Origin of the sequence: Roseomonas sp. FDAARGOS_362, from assembly GCF_002754815.1 — a bacterium.
Lineage (GTDB): Bacteria > Pseudomonadota > Alphaproteobacteria > Acetobacterales > Acetobacteraceae > Roseomonas > Roseomonas mucosa.
In genome coordinates this window covers 77,053-92,387 of record NZ_CP024588.1, presented here as the reverse complement: position 1 = coordinate 92,387, position 15,335 = coordinate 77,053, and the positions used below count along the sequence as shown (strand labels likewise).

The window sequence follows — 15,335 nt, the reverse complement described above, 5'->3', positions numbered from 1 at the left end:
CCCGCGGCCCATCCGAACAAGAACCGAAGCAAGAAACGGATTCGTCTTCCGATGCCTGAGACCCCCGAGGGAACTCCCGACCTGCCTCCGCGCGAGCTGGAGGCCGAGAGCGGCGAGAACTCGCCGCTCCCCCGCCGCAAGCCGCTCGAGGAGCTGCGCTCCCGCCGCTGGTTCGGCCCGGCCGACCTGCGCTCCTTCGGCCACCGCTCCCGCGCCATGCAGATGGGCTATTCCCCCGAGGAGTGGACCGGCAAGCCGGTGATCGGGATCATCAACACCTGGTCCGACCTGAACCCCTGCCACGTCCACTTCAAGCAGCGCGTCGATGACGTGAAGCGCGGCATCCTGATGGCGGGCGGCTTCCCGGTGGAGCTGCCGGCGATCTCGGTGAGCGAGAGCTACGTCAAGCCGACCACCATGATGTACCGCAACTTCCTGGCAATGGAGACGGAGGAGCTGCTGCGCTCCCACCCCATCGACGGCGCGGTGCTGATGGGCGGCTGCGACAAGACCACGCCGGGCCTGCTGCTTGGCGCCACCAGCATGAACATCCCGGCGATCTTCCTGCCCGCCGGCCCCATGCTGCGCGGCAACTGGCAGGGCAAGACGCTCGGCTCCGGCTCCGACAGCTGGAAGTACTGGGACGAGCTGCGCGCCGGCAAGATCACCGACCAGGACTGGCTGGGCGTGGAGGGCGGCATCGCCCGCTCCTACGGCACCTGCATGACCATGGGCACGGCCTCCACCATGACGGCGATCGCGGAATCGGTCGGCATGGTGCTGCCGGGCGGCTCCTCGATCCTCGCCGCCGATGCGGGCCATATCCGCCTCGCCTCCGAATCCGGCCGCCGGATCGTGGAGATGGTCTGGGAGGACCTGACGCCGCAGAAGATCCAGAGCCGCGAGGCCTTCGAGAACGCCATCGCCGTCGCCATGGCGATGGGCTGCTCGACCAACGCGATCATCCACCTGATCGCCATGGCCCGCCGTGCCGGCCAGGATATCGGCCTCGACGATTTCGAGCGCTACAGCCGCAAGGTGCCGGTGATCGGCAATGTCCGCCCTTCGGGCAACCAGTACCTGATGGAGGACTTCTTCTACGCCGGCGGCATCCGCGCGCTGATGAACGAGATCCGCGAGTTCCTGCACCTCGGCTGCCTGACCGTCTCGGGCCGCACGCTGGGCGAGAACATCGAGGGCGCGAAAGTCTACAACGACGACGTCATCCGGCCGCTGGGCAACCCGATCTATGGCGAGGGCTCGCTGGCGGTGCTGAAGGGCAACCTCGCCCCCTCCGGCTGCGTCATCAAGCCCGCCGCGATGGACCAGAAGTTCCTCAAGCATTCCGGCCCGGCCTTCGTCTTCGACGACTATCCCTCGATGAAGAAGGCGGTGGAGGACGAGAACTATCCCTTCACGCCGGACTCCGTCCTGGTGCTGCGCAATGCCGGGCCGCAGGGCGGGCCGGGCATGCCGGAATGGGGCATGCTGCCGATGCCGAAGAAGCTGCTGAAGATGGGCCTGCGCGACATGCTGCGCCTGTCGGATGCGCGCATGTCCGGCACCTCCTACGGCGCCTGCATCCTGCATGTGGCGCCGGAAAGCTATATCGGCGGCCCGCTGGCGCTGCTGAAGACCGGCGACATCGTCAGCATCGACGTCGATGCCCGCACCATCCACATGGAAGTGACGGATGAGGAGCTGGAGCGTCGCCGCGCCGAGTGGAAGCAGCCGGAGAAGCGCTTCGAGCGCGGCTATGGCTGGATGTTCAGCCAGCACATCCAGCAGGCCGACCAGGGCTGCGACTTCGACTTCCTGCGCACCGATTTCGGCGCGCCCGTCTCCGAACCCGTGATCTTCTGAGGAAACGCCATGTCCACGCTCAAGCCCGAGACCCGGGACAAGCTCAAGGGTGTCAGCACCGCGACGCTCGCCAGCATCCTCTACAAGCGCGGTCTGCGGAGCCAGTTCATCCAGGACGTCCGTCCGCTGCACCCGCTGAAGGAGAGCATGGTCGGCGAGGCCTTCACGCTGCGCTACATGCCGGCGCGCGAGGACCTGAACGACATGTCCGTCTTCCGCGACCCGGAGCACCCGCAGCGCAAGGCGGTCGAGACCTGCCCGCCGGGCGCCGTGCTGGTGATGGACAGCCGCAAGGATGCCCGCGCGGCGTCCGCCGGCGGCATCCTGGTGACGCGCCTGCAGGCGCGCGGCGTGGCCGGCGTGGTGACGGATGGCGGCTTCCGTGACTCCGCGGAGATCGCGACGCTCGACATCCCGGCCTTCCACAGCCGCCCCTCGGCGCCGACCAACCTGACGCTGAACCAGGCAATCGACATCAATGTGCCGATCGGCTGCGGCGACGCCCCGGTCTTTCCGGGCGATGTCGTGGTCGGCGACAATGACGGGGTGATCATCCTTCCCGCCGCGCTGGCCGACGAGATCGCCGAGGAAGCGGTCGGCATGACCGCCTATGAGGACTTCGTCACCGAACGCGTCCGCGAGGGCCACACGATCATCGGCCTCTACCCGGCGACGAACGAGAAGAACCTCGAGCTCTTCGCCGAGTGGCGGAAGCAGAACGGGCGCTGAGCGCACCGGCCCGGAGGAAAGGCCAGCCTCTCCTCCGGGCCGCCGCCGACGAAGCCGCTCGCCTCTCCCTCTTCACGAGCCGGGACATTCCATCACCCGTGCTGTTTCGGATTTGAGTGTTTTTAGGATTTTAGTCTTTTAACCGCCCAGACGGATGAATGGCCCGCTCATGCCGGGGCAACCGGATGCCAGTCAGGATCGCGTACCGGCATCTGGTTGGCATGGGGCTGATAGTTGACTATATTCCTATAGCAAAGAGGGGGCGGGGACGCAAGAAGCGTTTGCCGTGGCCGTGCCCCGATCCGCGCAGGGGGACCCCACGGGAATATCGCCCGGTCGGGCGGCCCCGCCGACCGGGATCCGCCCTAAAGGGCCGGCGAGTAGTCGACTGGCCGCAGCACCAGGTTCTCGATTTCGCCCACCAGCCTTCCCTCGCGGGCCCCGGTCTCGTCCTTGATGCGGGACCATTCCTCATCGGCCATGAAGCCGGCCCAGCGCGCATCGAGTGTCGCCTCGTCGGGCCAGCGGAGCAGATAGACGAATTTCGGCGCGCCCGCGGGGCCGGCCTCCCACATCGCCACGATGTCGAAACCATGGCGCCGCATGATGCGAGCCGCATGGTCCCGGAAGCGGGCATGGAATGCCGCCTTGTTGCGGTCGAAAATCTCGTAGATGCGAAGCTGGTGGATCATGCCGGTCCTCTCGGATGCTGTCAGGCCCGGGCCGGCCATCGTCATCGATGCGAGGCCGCTCGCCAGCCATGACAGATGCCGTCGCCGTGAATGATGTCCGCCCATGGGCCGCTCCCTGACCACCCGAAGCTGCTCGCCCGGAGCCATTCCTTCAAATACCGATCCAGGGGTGCCGTGATACGCGCCGCCTATCAGGCGAAGGCCGTGGCAAGCTCCCTCGCGGCCGGATCGAGCCGCCCGGCCGGCCAGGCGAGAGAGGTCTCGAAATCCGCCACGTCGTTGTCGATCCGGCGGAAGACGACTGTGTCGGGATGCAGGCGCGCCATGCGCGAGGGCACGAGGGCGACACCCGCGCCCGCCGCCACCAGCGACAGCACCGCGTGCATGCCGTGTGCCTCCTGCACGATGTCGGGCCGGAAGCCGGCATCGCGGCAGAGCCGGATCGCACGGGCGTGGAACCCCTCCCCCTCGCGCAGCGGCCAGAGGATGAAGGGCTCTCCCGCAAGATCGGCGAGCGTCGCGGTCCGCGCGAGCGGATGCGCGGCGGGCAGCGCCATGGCCAGCCGGTCGCGATCGAAGCCGCGCAGTTCCAGCCCGCCCGCATCGGCGAGCGGCGGGGTGAGCACTCCCAGATCGATGCCGCCGTCGCGCAGCCCCCTGACCTGGGCCGCCGTCGTCGCTTCCGTGAGGACCAGCCTTACCCCGGGATGGCTCCGGCGAAAGGCCGCGATCGCTCCGGGAAGCCGCCCGTACATGGCGCTGCCGACATAGGCGAGGCGCACGAGGCCGCGCCGTCCCGCGGCCACGTCGCGCGTCGCCGCGACTGCCAGCTCGGCCTGGCCGAGCAGCTTGCGGGCCTCCTCCAGAAGGGTCCGGCCCGCAGGCGTCAAGGCAACCGTCCGGCGGCCACGCTCCAGCAGAACGGCGCCGATCTCCTCCTCCAGCCGCTTCACGGCGGCGGTGAGCGGCGGCTGGGAGATGTTGAGCCGGGATGCCGCGCGGCGGAAATGCAGTTCCTCGGCGACGGCCACGAACTGCCGCAGAAGCCGGAGGTCGATCGCGGGCGGTCTCATGGATCGCAAGCCCCGCCGCCGCGGTTCATCGCGGCCGATTCCGCAACGGTGCCGCGAGCGGCCCTCAGCGCAGGAAGGCCGAGAGCGCCGAGACGGTGTTCACCCAGCCCAGCACATCTCCCATCCCCCCGGCATCGAAGCCGACCGTCACCGGGTCGAGCCGCTCCGCCGCCGGGATGATGGCCGCGAGATCGGCCAGGGCCGGCGTGTTCAGCACGATCTCCAGCCGGTAGGGCGGCGCGATGGTGAAGGGCGCGGGGCGTCCTTGCCGGGTCTCCCGCACCACCGCCTCCGCCTCGGTGCGCAGCCGCTCCCGCGCCAGGGTGGGCGAGATGGCGCGCGCGGCCCGGGCGCCGAGCGCCTGCTTCGTCACCACCCGGCGCGCGTCGAGGAAATGCTCGCCGCATTCCTCCGCCGTCAGGTCGTCGCCCGAGATCAGCAGGACCGGCACGCCCAGGCTGCCGGCATAGGCGCCGTTCAGCGTCGCCTCGGAACAGGGCCGCCCGTTCAGGCGGATGGTGCGGAAGGCGAAGCCGTTCACCGTATGCGCCAGCACGCCATGCCGCCCCGCCCCGGTGTGGTAGCCGGTGAACATCACCCCGCTGAAGCCGCCGTCCAGGCCGGCGCACATGTTCATCGGCTTGGGCTTGCCCAGGATCAGCTCGGCGCGCGGGTCCAGCAGCTCCGGGATGAGGTTGGTCATCGGCCCATGGGAATCGTTGACCAGCACCTCGGTGGCGCCGCCTGCGAAGGCGCCCGCCACCACGGCGCTGACCTCCTCGGTCATCAGGCGCCGGGCGCGCTCGTATTCCGGGTTGCCGGGCTGGCCCTGCTGCGGCGAGACCACGCCGGCCACGCCCTCGATATCGGCGGAGACATAGATCTTCATGCGAGGAACTCCCTGAGCGCGCGACGGTGATGGCCGCGGAAGCCGGTCATCGGCTCCGCGGCGGCCAGCGCATCCAGCACGGCCTCCTGGGTCGCCTCGGCCGCCGCCTGGAAGAGCGTGTCGATCCTCCCCTCTGCCAGGACCCGGCGCGGCAGGAGGTCCGTCTTCGGCATATGCGGGATTCGCTCCGCCGTGGAGAAGGCGAGGAAGATGTCGCCGCTGCCATGCCCCCAAAAGGAGCCGGTCCAGGCGATCCCCGCCCCCGCCCGCACCGCGACGCGGCGGAGCTGGCGGGACTCCAGCGGCACATCTGTCGCGAGCACCACGATCACCGAGCCACGTTCCGGCGCCTCCTCGCCGCGCGGGTCGATGCGCTGCCCGTCCGGCAGGCGCAGGTCGCCCGCCCGGCCGAAATTGGCCAGCACCAGCGCGCCGAGGTGGAAATCCGTCTCGTCGAGGCGCAGCCGCCGGGAGGCGGTGCCGATGCCGCCCTTGAGGCCGAAGCAGCTCATCCCCGTTCCCGCCCCCAGCGCACCGGAGCCGAATTCCGGCCCGGCCGCGGCAATGGCGGCTGCCGCATCCTCCGGCGCGACCGCCAGTGCCTGGATGTCGTTCAGGTGCCCGTCATTGCATTCCAGCACCACCGGATTGACCGTGGAGGTGCGCCGTCCGATGCGCGGCTCCTCCATCACGGCGTTCCGGATCAGCGCCTCGGCGCAGGCCGCCACGCCGAAGGTGTTGGTCAGCAGGATCGGCGTCTCGATCTCGCCCAGTTCCTCGATCTGCACGAGCCCGGTGCTCTTGCCGAAGCCGTTCAGCACATGCACGGCGGCGGGGAGCTTTTCCCGGAACAGGCGGCCCCCATGCGGCAGGATGGCGGTGACGCCGGTACGGGTCCCCTCGCCCCGGACCAGGGTGCGGTGGCCGGCCGTCACGCCCGGCACATCGGCCAGGCTGTTGCGGCTGCCGGGCGGCAGGCTGCCGCAGGCCAGGCCCAGGTCACGGGCGCGCATGGACGTACCCTCCGGCCGGGCTGAGCCAGGAGCCGCTGACCGCAGGCCAGCCATGCGGAACCGTGCGCGGCCGGTGGGACGGCGGGCCATGGCCAGTCTGGCCGGGCCGGAAAACAGGCTGATCCATGCGGTCTCCCTTCCGGCAGTGCCTGTAGGACCATCTCGCCCCCAGGGACAAGCCTTTGCCCTTACTGGGTTTTGCGGGAATTTCCCGTCAGGTTCGTTTCATGCGGCCCCTGCTTCCGCCAGGTGGGATCGCGATGGGGAAAATGACGGTTCGATGTTTTGTTCTGATTTTCCGAACAAACTATCCGCCAATAAGCGGATTTTCGGTGCAATTAGGAAGCTATCTAGACGCCCATACGGACCACTCACGATCCGTCTGAAGAATAACCAAGGACGCCTTTCATGCGTATTTCCCTTCGCCGTGGCTTCACCCCCCTCCTGGCCGCGGTGATCCTGGCCGCCGCCCCGGTCGTCGCCTTCGCGGCCGAGGGCGGCGGCTATTCCCTCTTCACTCCCGGCTCCACCCCGCGCGATGTCAGCGGCACCGGCTCCTCCGCCGTGACCGGCATGCCCTCGGCGGACATGCCGGTGACCAGCGGCCGCTCCGGTGCCACGGTGCTGAACGAGAGCAATGCCGGTTCCTCCGCGGTGGGCGGTGCCCCGCAGGGCAACCCGCCGGTGACGAACAACAGCTTCGGCGCCACCCCGCTGGATGTCAGCAACAACACCTGAACCTGCCCCCGGGACCTGCTCCCGGGGCCGGAAAGCGGAAGGGGGCGCCCGGCGGGCGCCCCCTTTTTCATGCGCCCTTCGGGCAACCAGCCTCAGCGGCCGCGGCGGCCCTGGTAGTAGCCCTGCTGGAAGGCCCGGTCCTGCGCCCGCTCCGACTGGTCCCACAGATAGCCGCCGGCCGCGCCGACACCTGTGCCGATCAGCGCGCCCCAGCCGGCATTGCCGCTGAAGGAGCCGGCGACCGCGCCCAGGGCGGCACCGCCGGCCGCGCCCGTGCCGACGCGGCGCTGCGAATCGCTCATGCCCTGGCAGGCGCAGAGGCTCCCCAGCGCCAGGAGGGGCAGGACGAAACGGGCGGAACGGAGCGTCATGGTCGTCCTCATGATCAGCGGGCCGGGCGGGTGGAACGGGCGGCGGGCTGCGGGCAGGGATAGGTCGCCTGCGCCCAGCGGAGCAGGCCGTCGGGGGCCGGCTCGCTGCCGTATTGCGGGTTCTGCTTCGCCCAGTTGGCGAAGGCGATCGCCGACTGCGCCACGGTCGGGGCGGGATTCGGCAGGCAGAACAGCGGGGGCCGCCGCGAGGAGGCGGGGTGCAGCGCCGCATGGTACTGGCCGGCCGCCGTGAAATATCCCTGGCAGTAGGCGATGGCTTCCAGCCGCTGCACACCCTGCGTACTCGGCAGGCAGATCTCGGCGAGTTCGGCGGTGGTGCTGACGGCGGTGGGCGTGTCGCCCGCCGCCGGCTGCGCCATCACGGGCGCCGCAACGCCCAGCATGGCCGCCATGGCGGCCGAAGCGAGGAGGTGTCGCATAGGTCCAGCTTCTCCCTGTCCAGGGCCGGGGGCGGGTTGCCCCCGGCCGGACGCAGCAAACTGTCTTCCGTTGCCGGGGCTGACAACGCCTGCCGACAACCTCCGATGGTGCCGCGGGCCGGCTGGCGTCAGTCCAGGTCGGTCTTCCAGGTGACGTAGAAGCCGACATCGCCCGGCATGCCGTTCGGGTAGTCGAGGATCACCGGCCGGATGCCGAAGCCGCGCGGCGTGAGTTCCTTCTGGTGGAAATCATAGGCACGGCGCGCGAAGCCTTCGAGCTGCTCCGGCCAGGTGTCGAGTCCGCTGGTGATGGAGCGGCCGCTGTCCTTCATCCATTGCGACGGGAAGTGCAGCACCAGCACTTCCCGCTCCCCGTCCAGCGCGGCCCGCCGGATCATGCCCTGGAGCTTCGTCAGCGCATCCGGCGGCAGCTCCCGCTCCTCGAAGGAGCGGCGCAGTTCGGACATGCCGTTCTGCTTCTCTTCCTCGGCACGCCGTGCCTCCGCCTCCTTCTCGGCCCGCTGCTTTTCCATCCATGTGCGGACACTGTCGGCATCGAAACGCCCGGAATCGGGAAAATCGCTCACACCTGTCCTCCAGTCCTGATCGTCATGCCGTCCGGGGGATGCTCCGCCGGCAACGGCAACCTCCGGTGCGGATGCGCCTGGGAGGGACGGGACAGAGCTTGTTCCCACCCGGCCGGGAAACCAATCGCCGATCCGCAGGCCAGCCAGAACGGCCCCACAGGGCCAGGCAGCGGAAACGGCCGCGTTTCGCCATGGGAGCCGGAGCATCCCGATGGTGAAAAGGAGGGGGTGTCAGGAAAAGAGATGGTGCCCAGGGGCGGAATCGAACCACCGACACTGCGATTTTCAGTCGCATGCTCTACCAACTGAGCTACCTGGGCACAGCGCTCTTGGCGTGGCGCGGAATTAGCCCAGCCCCCGGCCAGTGTCCAGCCGCCCGCCGCAATCTTTTTGACGCATCCGGCACGGGGGGGGAGTGGCTCAGTCCTCCAGGTCGGGATCGCGTTCCGCGACAGGCTCGCCCGGGATGGCATAGCTGCCGGACAGCCAGTGGCCGAGATCGGCCTGCCGGCAGCGCGGCGAGCAGAAGGGCCGGTGCGCGGGCACCACCGGGCGGCCGCAGATCGGGCAGCGGGCGCCACGGCGGGGATGTTCCGGCCTGGCGGCGGAACCGGGCGGGGCATTGGACGGGGTGTTGGACGGGCGGTCAGGCATCCTCGGCAAGCTCCTCTCCGAAAGCGATGGCGGCGTCGGGCCGCAGCACCAGGGGCAGCGCGGCCATGGCCTCGAATTCCTCCAGCGCGCCCGGCCATGTCTCCAGCGCCGCCAGGACGCGCGGATGCGCCCGCAGCGCCGGGCGCAGGCCGGGCCGGTGCCGCAGCACGCCCAGCACGCGGCGCAGCGCGGCAAGGCCCAGCGTCAGCGGCGAAGGCGGCTGCCCGGTGACCTCGTGCAGCGGCGGATGCACCCGGGTCCGCACGCATTCGATCAGGCCGAGCGCGGTCAAGCCCATGATGCGCAGCTGCGTGTCGGGGCGCGCGGCCTCGCGCAGCGCCGGCAGGAAGGCGCCCCGCGCCTTGGGGGCCATGCCGGCGAGGTCGATCAGGATCGGCCCCGCCAAGCGGCGCAGGCGGATCTGCCGTGCCGCCTCGGCCAGCGCGGCCTCGTTCACCCGGGCCTGGGCCGTGCGGTCCCGCCCCGTGGCCGCGCCGGTATCCACGTCGATCGCCACCAGCGCCGGGGTGGGGTGGATCAGCAGCCTGCCGCCGCCCGGCAGGGGCACCTCCGGTCGTGCCAGGGAGTCGAAGGCGTCCTCCAGCTCCTCGCCGAAGACCGGTCCGGTCGCCAGGGACACGTTCTCCGCCCCCAGGGCCCGCAGCGCCGGCACGGCTTCGGCGGAGTCGGTCCGCAGCGTGGCCTTCGGAAAGGCCTGCGCCAGGCGCTCCACCGCAGCCGGCCCCCGCTGCAGCAGGCGAGGCGGGCCAGGCAGGGGCGAAGGCAGGTCCAGATCCTTCGGCAGCTTGCGGTCCAGCCGGGGGCCCTTGCCGCCTTGGGCGCCGCGCACCACGCGGACGGCGACGTGGCTGCCTTCCGAGAGCCCTTCCCCGCCCTGGGCATCGGGCAGGAAGCCGCTTTCCTCCCCCGGCAGCAGCAGGAAGACCCCGGACAGGGCCGGAACGCGGGCGGTGACGCGGCCGAGCAGGATGTCGCCCACCCCGTCCGGCCGGGCGGGGCGCTCGATCCAGGCTTCCTCCAGCACGCCACCGCGCAGCAGCGCCGTGCGGCGCTCGCCGGGCGAGGCGCCGTGCAGGATCAGCATGTCCGGATTGGGGCGTGTCAGGGCCGCAGCCATCCCACGCCACGCAGGAGCTGCGCGGTTTCGAACATCGGCAGGCCGACCACGTTGGAATGACTGCCGGACAGGAAGCGGACGAAGGCCTCGGCCTGCCCCTGGATGGAATAGCCGCCGGCACAGCCGCGCCATTCGCCGCCTTCCAGGTAATGGTCGATCTGGGCGCGGGTCAGGCGCTGGAAGGCGAGGATCGTCGTCACCAGCCTCTCCCGCCGCGTCCCGCCGGGGGTGACGAGGCAGACGCCGGTGGTCACCCGGTGGCGACGGCCGGAGAGCAGTTCCAGGAAGCGCCGGGCCTCCGCCTCGTCCGCCGGCTTGCCGAGGCAGCGGCGCCCGGCCCCCACCACCGTGTCGGCGGCGAGCACCAGCGCACCCGGCGCGCGGGCGGCGGCGGCCTCCGCCTTGCCGCGGGCCAGACGGGCCGCCAGCAGGCGCGGCAGCTCGTCCTTGCCGGGGGTCTCGTCGATATCGGCGGGCTCGACCCGGTCTGGCACCACGCCGAACCGGGCCAGGAGATCCAGGCGCCGTGGACTGGCACTGGCCAGCACGAGCGGCGGCCGCTCCGCCGGGAGGGGCCGTTGCATCGGGGGAACCTCTTCGCTGGCCACCGGCGGGACACGCCGTGTCCGGCGGGTGGTCAGGTCAACGGGATCGGCCAACAGACCGGAACCGGCTCACTTGAACCGGAAGGTGATCCGGCCCTTGGTCAGGTCGTAGGGCGTCATCTCGACATTCACGCGGTCGCCTGCCAGCACGCGGATGCGGTTCTTGCGCATCTTCCCGCTCGTATGGGCCAGGACCATGTGGTCGTTGTCGAGCTTCACTCGGAACATCGCGTTGGGCAGCAGCTCGACGACCTGGCCGCTGAACTCGATCATGTCTTCTTTCGACATGCATCCTCTTGTGTTGCGGACGCGCGCAGGCGCGCCCGGGGGGAGCGTGGAACGGGGCGGAACATGGTCTTGACGCCCCTTCCGGTCAAGCAAGGACGTCGCGGCAGGGACCAGCCATGCGGCGGGGCCGCGGGAAGTGGCCCGGCTCAGTCCGCCGCCACGCCGTGCGAGCGCAGCAGGAAGAGACGCACCTCGTGCAGGTCGCGCGCCACGGCGCGGCACAGGCCGCGCATCTCCTCGGTCGCTTCCAGCAGGTCAGGGATCATCACGGTCATCATCCCGGCCGAGGCGGCGGAGCGGACGCCGTTGTGCGAATCCTCCAGCGCCAGGCAGAGCTCCGGCGCCACGCCCAGCCGTTCCGCCGCGCGCAGGAAAGGGTCGGGCGCAGGCTTGCCGGCGGCATAGTCGCCCTGCGCCACCACGGCATGGAAGCGCCCGGCCAGCCCATGCATCCCGAGATGGTGCTCCACCTTGTGGTGCTGGGAGGAGGTGGCGATGGCCCGCGGCAGGCCCAGCCGGTCGAGCGCGTCCAGGATCTCCACCACCCCCGTCTTCAGCGCCAGCCGCGTCGCCGCCAGGGATTCGAAATCCCGTGTCCAGGCGGCCCGCAGGGCGGCCACCGAATCCTCGGAGCCGTAGAGGTCCAGCAGCAGCCTCCAGATGGTCGGCCAGGGATTGCCGACCATCTGCCGGTACAGCGCCTCGCTTACCGGCAGCCCCGTCTCCACCCCGGCGGAGAAGAGGGCTTCCCGGTACAGGGCCTCGCTGTCGAAGAGCAGGCCATCCATGTCGAAGATGACGGCGGCGGGAGGTTGGGGCAGCGGCATGGGGCCGGTTTGCCGCCGGGATGCGCCCGGCGCAATCACGTCTTTCGGGGGGGCGGACCGGCGCCCGGGCGATGCCGCCTCCCTTCCGCGCCAGCCCGCGGGGCCGCGCCTGCTTGACCCATCCCCGCCCTTCGCGGCACCCAGGCACCATGCAGGACCGCGACCCCTCCTCCGATCCCCCGGCCGCCTCGCCGGAACGCCCCCGCGCCGCCACGGAGATCGAGCGGCAGGAGCGCCTTGCCCGGGCGCTGCGCGAGAACCTGCGCCGCCGCAAGGCCCAGGGCCGCGCCCGCGCCGCCCAGGAAACCGGCGAGGAAGCCAGCCAGGGAGCCACCCGGGCCAGCTCGGAAACGGCGCCAGAGGCCATGCCGGACGCGGCGCCGGCCGCCGCCCGGACCGCCGCCCGGACTGGCGACGAGGCCGGCGACGAGGCCGGCGACGAGGCCGGCTCCGCGGGACCGGGGCCGCGCCCCGGCGCCCCCGCGGCCGACCCGGGGGGCTGAACCGCGCGGCGCGCGGTTGCCCCGCCCCGCTCCGGCGGGCTAAGTCCCCGTCCTTCGCCGCCTTTTCCGCCGGACCTGCCCGCCCATGTCGATCATGCCCGATACCTGGATCCGCCGCATGGCGACGGAACACGGGATGATCGAACCCTTCGTGGAGGCGCAGCGGCGCGAGGGCGTGATCTCCTACGGCCTTTCCTCCTTCGGCTACGACGCCCGGGTGGCCGACGAGTTCAAGGTCTTCACCAACGTGGACAACGCGCTGGTGGACCCGAAGCACTTCGCCGAGGACAGCTTCGTCACCCGCCGGGGGGCGACCTGCATCATCCCGCCGAACTCCTTCGCCCTGGCGCACACGGTCGAGTATTTCCGCATCCCGCGCGACGTGCTGGTGATCTGCCTCGGCAAGAGCACCTATGCCCGCTGCGGGCTGATCGTGAACGTCACCCCCCTGGAGCCCGAATGGGAAGGCCAGGTGACGATCGAGATTTCCAACACGACTCCCCTTCCGGCGCGTATCTACGCCAACGAGGGGATCTGCCAGTTCCTCTTCCTGCAGGGCGCGGGGGCGCCCGAGGTCAGCTATGCCGACCGGGCGGGCAAGTACATGCGCCAGCGCGGCGTAGCCTTGCCCCGCCTGTGACCCGGATGGCCGGCGGCGGGATTCCGGGAATACAGTAGGGGGCTTATCGCAATGGACCGTATTCGCGTGCGCGGGGGCAGGCCCCTGCGCGGCCGCATCCCCATCGGGGGCGCCAAGAACGCCGCCCTGCCGCTGATGGCGGCGGCGCTGCTGACGCCGGAGGAACTGGTCCTGACCAACGCCCCGGCGCTGGAGGACGTGCGCACCATGGGCAAGCTGCTGGCGCAGCACGGCCTCGCGGTGGAGCACGACACAGGCAGCCGCCGCATCAGCATGTCGGGCCGGGCCACCAACCTGGAGGCGCCCTATGACCTCGTGCGGAAGATGCGTGCCTCGGTGCTGGTGCTGGGGCCGCTGCTGGCCCGCTACGGCCGTGCCAAGGTCAGCCTGCCCGGCGGCTGCGCCATCGGCACCCGCCCGGTGGACCTGCATCTCAGCGCGCTGGAAACGCTGGGCGCGCGCATCGACCTGACCGGAGGCTATATCGACGCCCGGGCCGAGGGCCGGCTCAAGGGCGCGCGGGTGGTCTTTCCCAAGGTGTCCGTGGGCGCCACCGAGAACCTGCTGATGGCCGCCGCCCTGGCCGAAGGCACGACCGAGCTGGTGAATGCCGCCCGCGAGCCGGAGATCGGCGACCTCGCCCAGTGCCTGATCGCCATGGGCGCGCGGATCGAGGGGGTCGGCAGCGACCGGCTGACCGTCGAGGGCGTGGACAGCCTGCACGCCGCCACCCACCCGATCATCCCCGACCGGATCGAGGCCGGCACCTATGCCTGCGCGGCCGCCATCACCGGCGGCGAGGTGCTGCTGGAGGGCGCCAGCGTGCTGCAGCTCGGCGCCTGCGCCCGCGTGCTGCAGGAGGCCGGCGTGGTGCTGGAGGACCAGTCGGGCGGGCTGCATGTCCGCCGCCTGAACGGGCTGCACGGCGTGGACGTGATGACCGAGCCCTTTCCCGGCTTCGCCACCGACATGCAGGCCCAGACCATGGCGCTGATGTGCGTGGCCGACGGCGCCTCGATGCTCACCGAGACGATCTTCGAGAACCGCTTCATGCACGTGCCGGAGCTGACCCGCATGGGCGCCCGGATCAACGTCCACGGCTCCTCGGCCATCGTGCGCGGCGTGCCGAAGCTCTCCGGCGCCCCGGTCATGGCCACCGACCTGCGCGCCTCGGTCTCGCTGATCCTGGCCGGCCTCGCCGCCGAGGGCGAGACCATCGTCAGCCGGGTCTATCACCTCGACCGCGGCTACGAGGCCGTGGAGGCCAAGCTGGCGGCGGTGGGCGCCGAGATCGGGCGCCTGCGGGACTGACCGGCAAGGGCCGGAACGGGCCTGGAACGGGGCCGGCCGCCTTTCGCGCGGCCGACCCCTGCGTTCTGCGCGCTTGCATCCCGGGCGGGGCCTGGGACATAGGCGCCGCCATGGACCATCCGCTTCCCGATGCCGCGGCTTTCCGCGATGCCGAGACCGGGCTCGTCATGGCTCTGCCCAAGGGGCGGATCCTGAAGGAGCTGACGCCGCTGCTGGCGAAGGCCGGGCTGCATCCGGAGCCGGACTTCTCCTCCGAATCGAGCCGCAAGCTGCGCTTCGCCACCAGCCATCCGGGGCTGGACGTGATCCGCGTCCGCTCCTTCGACGTGGCGACCTTCGTGGCCTTCGGCGCGGCGCAGATCGGCGTCTGCGGCGCCGACGTGCTGATGGAGCACGACTACCCCGAGATCTACGCGCCCCTCGACCTGCGCATCGGCGCCTGCCGCGTCAGCGTGGCGGAGCCGGTGGAGCGCGCCGCCACGGACGACCCCAGCCGCTGGAGCACCGTCACCGTCGCGACGAAGTATCCCCGCATCGCCGCCCGGCACTTCGCCGCCCGGGGCGTGCAGGCGGAGATCGTCCACCTGAACGGCGCCATGGAGCTCGCCCCCTCGATGGGCCTGTCCCGCCTGATCGTGGACCTGGTGCAGACCGGCGGCACGCTGAAGGCCAACGGGCTGGTGGAGACCGAGGTCATCGCCCCCGTCACCTCCCGCCTCATTGTCAACCGCACCGCGCTCAAGACCGAGCCCGAGGCCATCGGCGCCTGGATCGCCCGGCTGCGGGCGGCCCTGGAGGGTTGACGAGAAGGGTTGACGCGAAGGGTTGAAGCCGGGCGGGCTTTGCCTGTAGGCGTCGCGCGCATGGTTCACGAGAGGGCGCCGCCCTCTCGCGCTCTCGCGCGAGGAACCTGAGGTTCCTCGACCTCCCATTCGTTTGGCTTGGCCTGGACGGCAGGGGGCCGCGGGCCATGC

19 protein-coding genes and 1 tRNA gene are annotated in these 15,335 nt (G+C 70.9%); 7 read left to right on the top strand and 13 right to left on the bottom strand.

The genetic code is table 11. From position 1 onward, the window contains the following. Positions 1-51: 51 nt before the first annotated feature. Both araD and CTJ15_RS05205 read left to right on the top strand, forming a co-directional pair. The gene (gene araD, locus CTJ15_RS05210) at positions 52-1,863 is read left to right on the top strand and encodes an L-arabinonate dehydratase (RefSeq protein ID WP_019462733.1); all 1,812 of its coding nucleotides are present in this window, start codon (positions 52-54) and stop codon (positions 1,861-1,863) included. A gap of 9 nt (positions 1,864-1,872) precedes the next feature. After that, a complete protein-coding gene (locus CTJ15_RS05205; protein ID WP_075821796.1) occupies positions 1,873-2,592 on the top strand; it encodes a ribonuclease activity regulator RraA in 720 nt (239 codons plus the stop codon). Positions 2,593-2,957: 365 nt separating this feature from the next. Here the strand turns inward: CTJ15_RS05205 and CTJ15_RS05200 are convergent, their stop codons facing one another. The 4 genes from CTJ15_RS05200 to CTJ15_RS05185 all read right to left on the bottom strand — a co-directional run bounded on the left by CTJ15_RS05200 (position 2,958) and on the right by CTJ15_RS05185 (position 6,259). Beyond that, positions 2,958-3,284, bottom strand: coding sequence for an NIPSNAP family protein (locus CTJ15_RS05200; protein ID WP_019462735.1), 327 nt, complete (start codon positions 3,282-3,284; stop codon positions 2,958-2,960). A 191-nt stretch (positions 3,285-3,475) separates the two neighbouring features. Continuing rightward, the gene (locus tag CTJ15_RS05195) at positions 3,476-4,357 is read right to left on the bottom strand and encodes a LysR substrate-binding domain-containing protein (protein ID WP_099781283.1); all 882 of its coding nucleotides are present in this window, start codon (positions 4,355-4,357) and stop codon (positions 3,476-3,478) included. 64 nt (positions 4,358-4,421) lie between these two features. Continuing rightward, positions 4,422-5,246 carry a M55 family metallopeptidase gene (locus CTJ15_RS05190; protein WP_099781282.1) on the bottom strand — a complete coding sequence of 275 codons (825 nt, stop codon included), beginning with the start codon at positions 5,244-5,246 and terminating at the stop codon, positions 4,422-4,424. Continuing rightward, positions 5,243-6,259 carry a P1 family peptidase gene (locus CTJ15_RS05185; RefSeq protein WP_099781281.1) on the bottom strand — a complete coding sequence of 339 codons (1,017 nt, stop codon included), beginning with the start codon at positions 6,257-6,259 and terminating at the stop codon, positions 5,243-5,245. Before CTJ15_RS05185 ends, CTJ15_RS05190 begins: the two co-directional genes overlap by 4 nt. Positions 6,260-6,667: 408 nt before the next feature. Here CTJ15_RS05185 and CTJ15_RS05180 point away from each other — a divergent pair, with 408 nt between their 5' ends. Further along, positions 6,668-6,997 (top strand): hypothetical protein, encoded by a 330-nt coding sequence (locus tag CTJ15_RS05180; protein WP_058390189.1) that lies wholly within the window; start codon positions 6,668-6,670, stop codon positions 6,995-6,997. A gap of 92 nt (positions 6,998-7,089) precedes the next feature. Here CTJ15_RS05180 and CTJ15_RS05175 read toward each other — a convergent pair whose 3' ends face one another. The 9 genes from CTJ15_RS05175 to CTJ15_RS05135 all read right to left on the bottom strand — a co-directional run bounded on the left by CTJ15_RS05175 (position 7,090) and on the right by CTJ15_RS05135 (position 11,907). Further along, positions 7,090-7,368: a glycine zipper domain-containing protein gene (locus CTJ15_RS05175; protein WP_019462740.1), complete on the bottom strand. Its 279-nt coding sequence runs from the start codon at positions 7,366-7,368 to the stop codon at positions 7,090-7,092. Positions 7,369-7,382: 14 nt separating this feature from the next. Beyond that, positions 7,383-7,808, bottom strand: coding sequence for a Rap1a/Tai family immunity protein (locus CTJ15_RS05170; RefSeq protein ID WP_019462741.1), 426 nt, complete (start codon positions 7,806-7,808; stop codon positions 7,383-7,385). Positions 7,809-7,936: 128 nt separating this feature from the next. Continuing rightward, the gene (locus CTJ15_RS05165; RefSeq protein WP_019462742.1) at positions 7,937-8,395 is read right to left on the bottom strand and encodes a hypothetical protein; all 459 of its coding nucleotides are present in this window, start codon (positions 8,393-8,395) and stop codon (positions 7,937-7,939) included. Between the two features lie 244 nt (positions 8,396-8,639). Next, positions 8,640-8,715 (bottom strand) — tRNA-Phe (locus CTJ15_RS05160). Positions 8,716-8,815: 100 nt separating this feature from the next. Next, entirely contained in the window at positions 8,816-9,049 is a 234-nt protein-coding gene (locus CTJ15_RS05155; protein ID WP_019462743.1) for a DNA gyrase inhibitor YacG, read from the bottom strand. Further along, complete coding sequence (locus CTJ15_RS05150) at positions 9,042-10,187, bottom strand: ribonuclease E/G (protein ID WP_099781280.1); 1,146 nt, start codon at positions 10,185-10,187, stop codon at positions 9,042-9,044. Before CTJ15_RS05150 ends, CTJ15_RS05155 begins: the two co-directional genes overlap by 8 nt. Continuing rightward, on the bottom strand, positions 10,172-10,771 hold the full coding sequence (locus CTJ15_RS05145) for a nucleoside triphosphate pyrophosphatase (RefSeq protein WP_075823472.1): 600 nt from the start codon (positions 10,769-10,771) through the stop codon (positions 10,172-10,174). The genes CTJ15_RS05150 and CTJ15_RS05145 overlap by 16 nt, the downstream gene beginning before the upstream one ends. Before the next feature lie 90 nt (positions 10,772-10,861). Next, a complete protein-coding gene (gene infA, locus CTJ15_RS05140) occupies positions 10,862-11,080 on the bottom strand; it encodes a translation initiation factor IF-1 (RefSeq protein ID WP_026033499.1) in 219 nt (72 codons plus the stop codon). A gap of 146 nt (positions 11,081-11,226) precedes the next feature. Further along, a complete protein-coding gene (locus CTJ15_RS05135) occupies positions 11,227-11,907 on the bottom strand; it encodes an HAD family phosphatase (RefSeq protein ID WP_075823473.1) in 681 nt (226 codons plus the stop codon). 149 nt (positions 11,908-12,056) lie between these two features. On the opposite strand from CTJ15_RS05135, the gene CTJ15_RS05130 reads away from it, so the two are divergent. From CTJ15_RS05130 to hisG, 4 genes are all read left to right on the top strand, one after another. Beyond that, the gene (locus CTJ15_RS05130) at positions 12,057-12,410 is read left to right on the top strand and encodes a hypothetical protein (protein ID WP_099781279.1); all 354 of its coding nucleotides are present in this window, start codon (positions 12,057-12,059) and stop codon (positions 12,408-12,410) included. 85 nt (positions 12,411-12,495) lie between these two features. Beyond that, positions 12,496-13,050: a dCTP deaminase gene (gene dcd / locus CTJ15_RS05125; protein ID WP_019462748.1), complete on the top strand. Its 555-nt coding sequence runs from the start codon at positions 12,496-12,498 to the stop codon at positions 13,048-13,050. A gap of 51 nt (positions 13,051-13,101) precedes the next feature. Beyond that, entirely contained in the window at positions 13,102-14,361 is a 1,260-nt protein-coding gene (gene murA / locus CTJ15_RS05120) for a UDP-N-acetylglucosamine 1-carboxyvinyltransferase (protein WP_058390185.1), read from the top strand. A 110-nt stretch (positions 14,362-14,471) separates the two neighbouring features. After that, a complete protein-coding gene (gene hisG, locus CTJ15_RS05115) occupies positions 14,472-15,164 on the top strand; it encodes an ATP phosphoribosyltransferase (protein ID WP_019462750.1) in 693 nt (230 codons plus the stop codon). Positions 15,165-15,335: the final 171 nt, after the last annotated feature.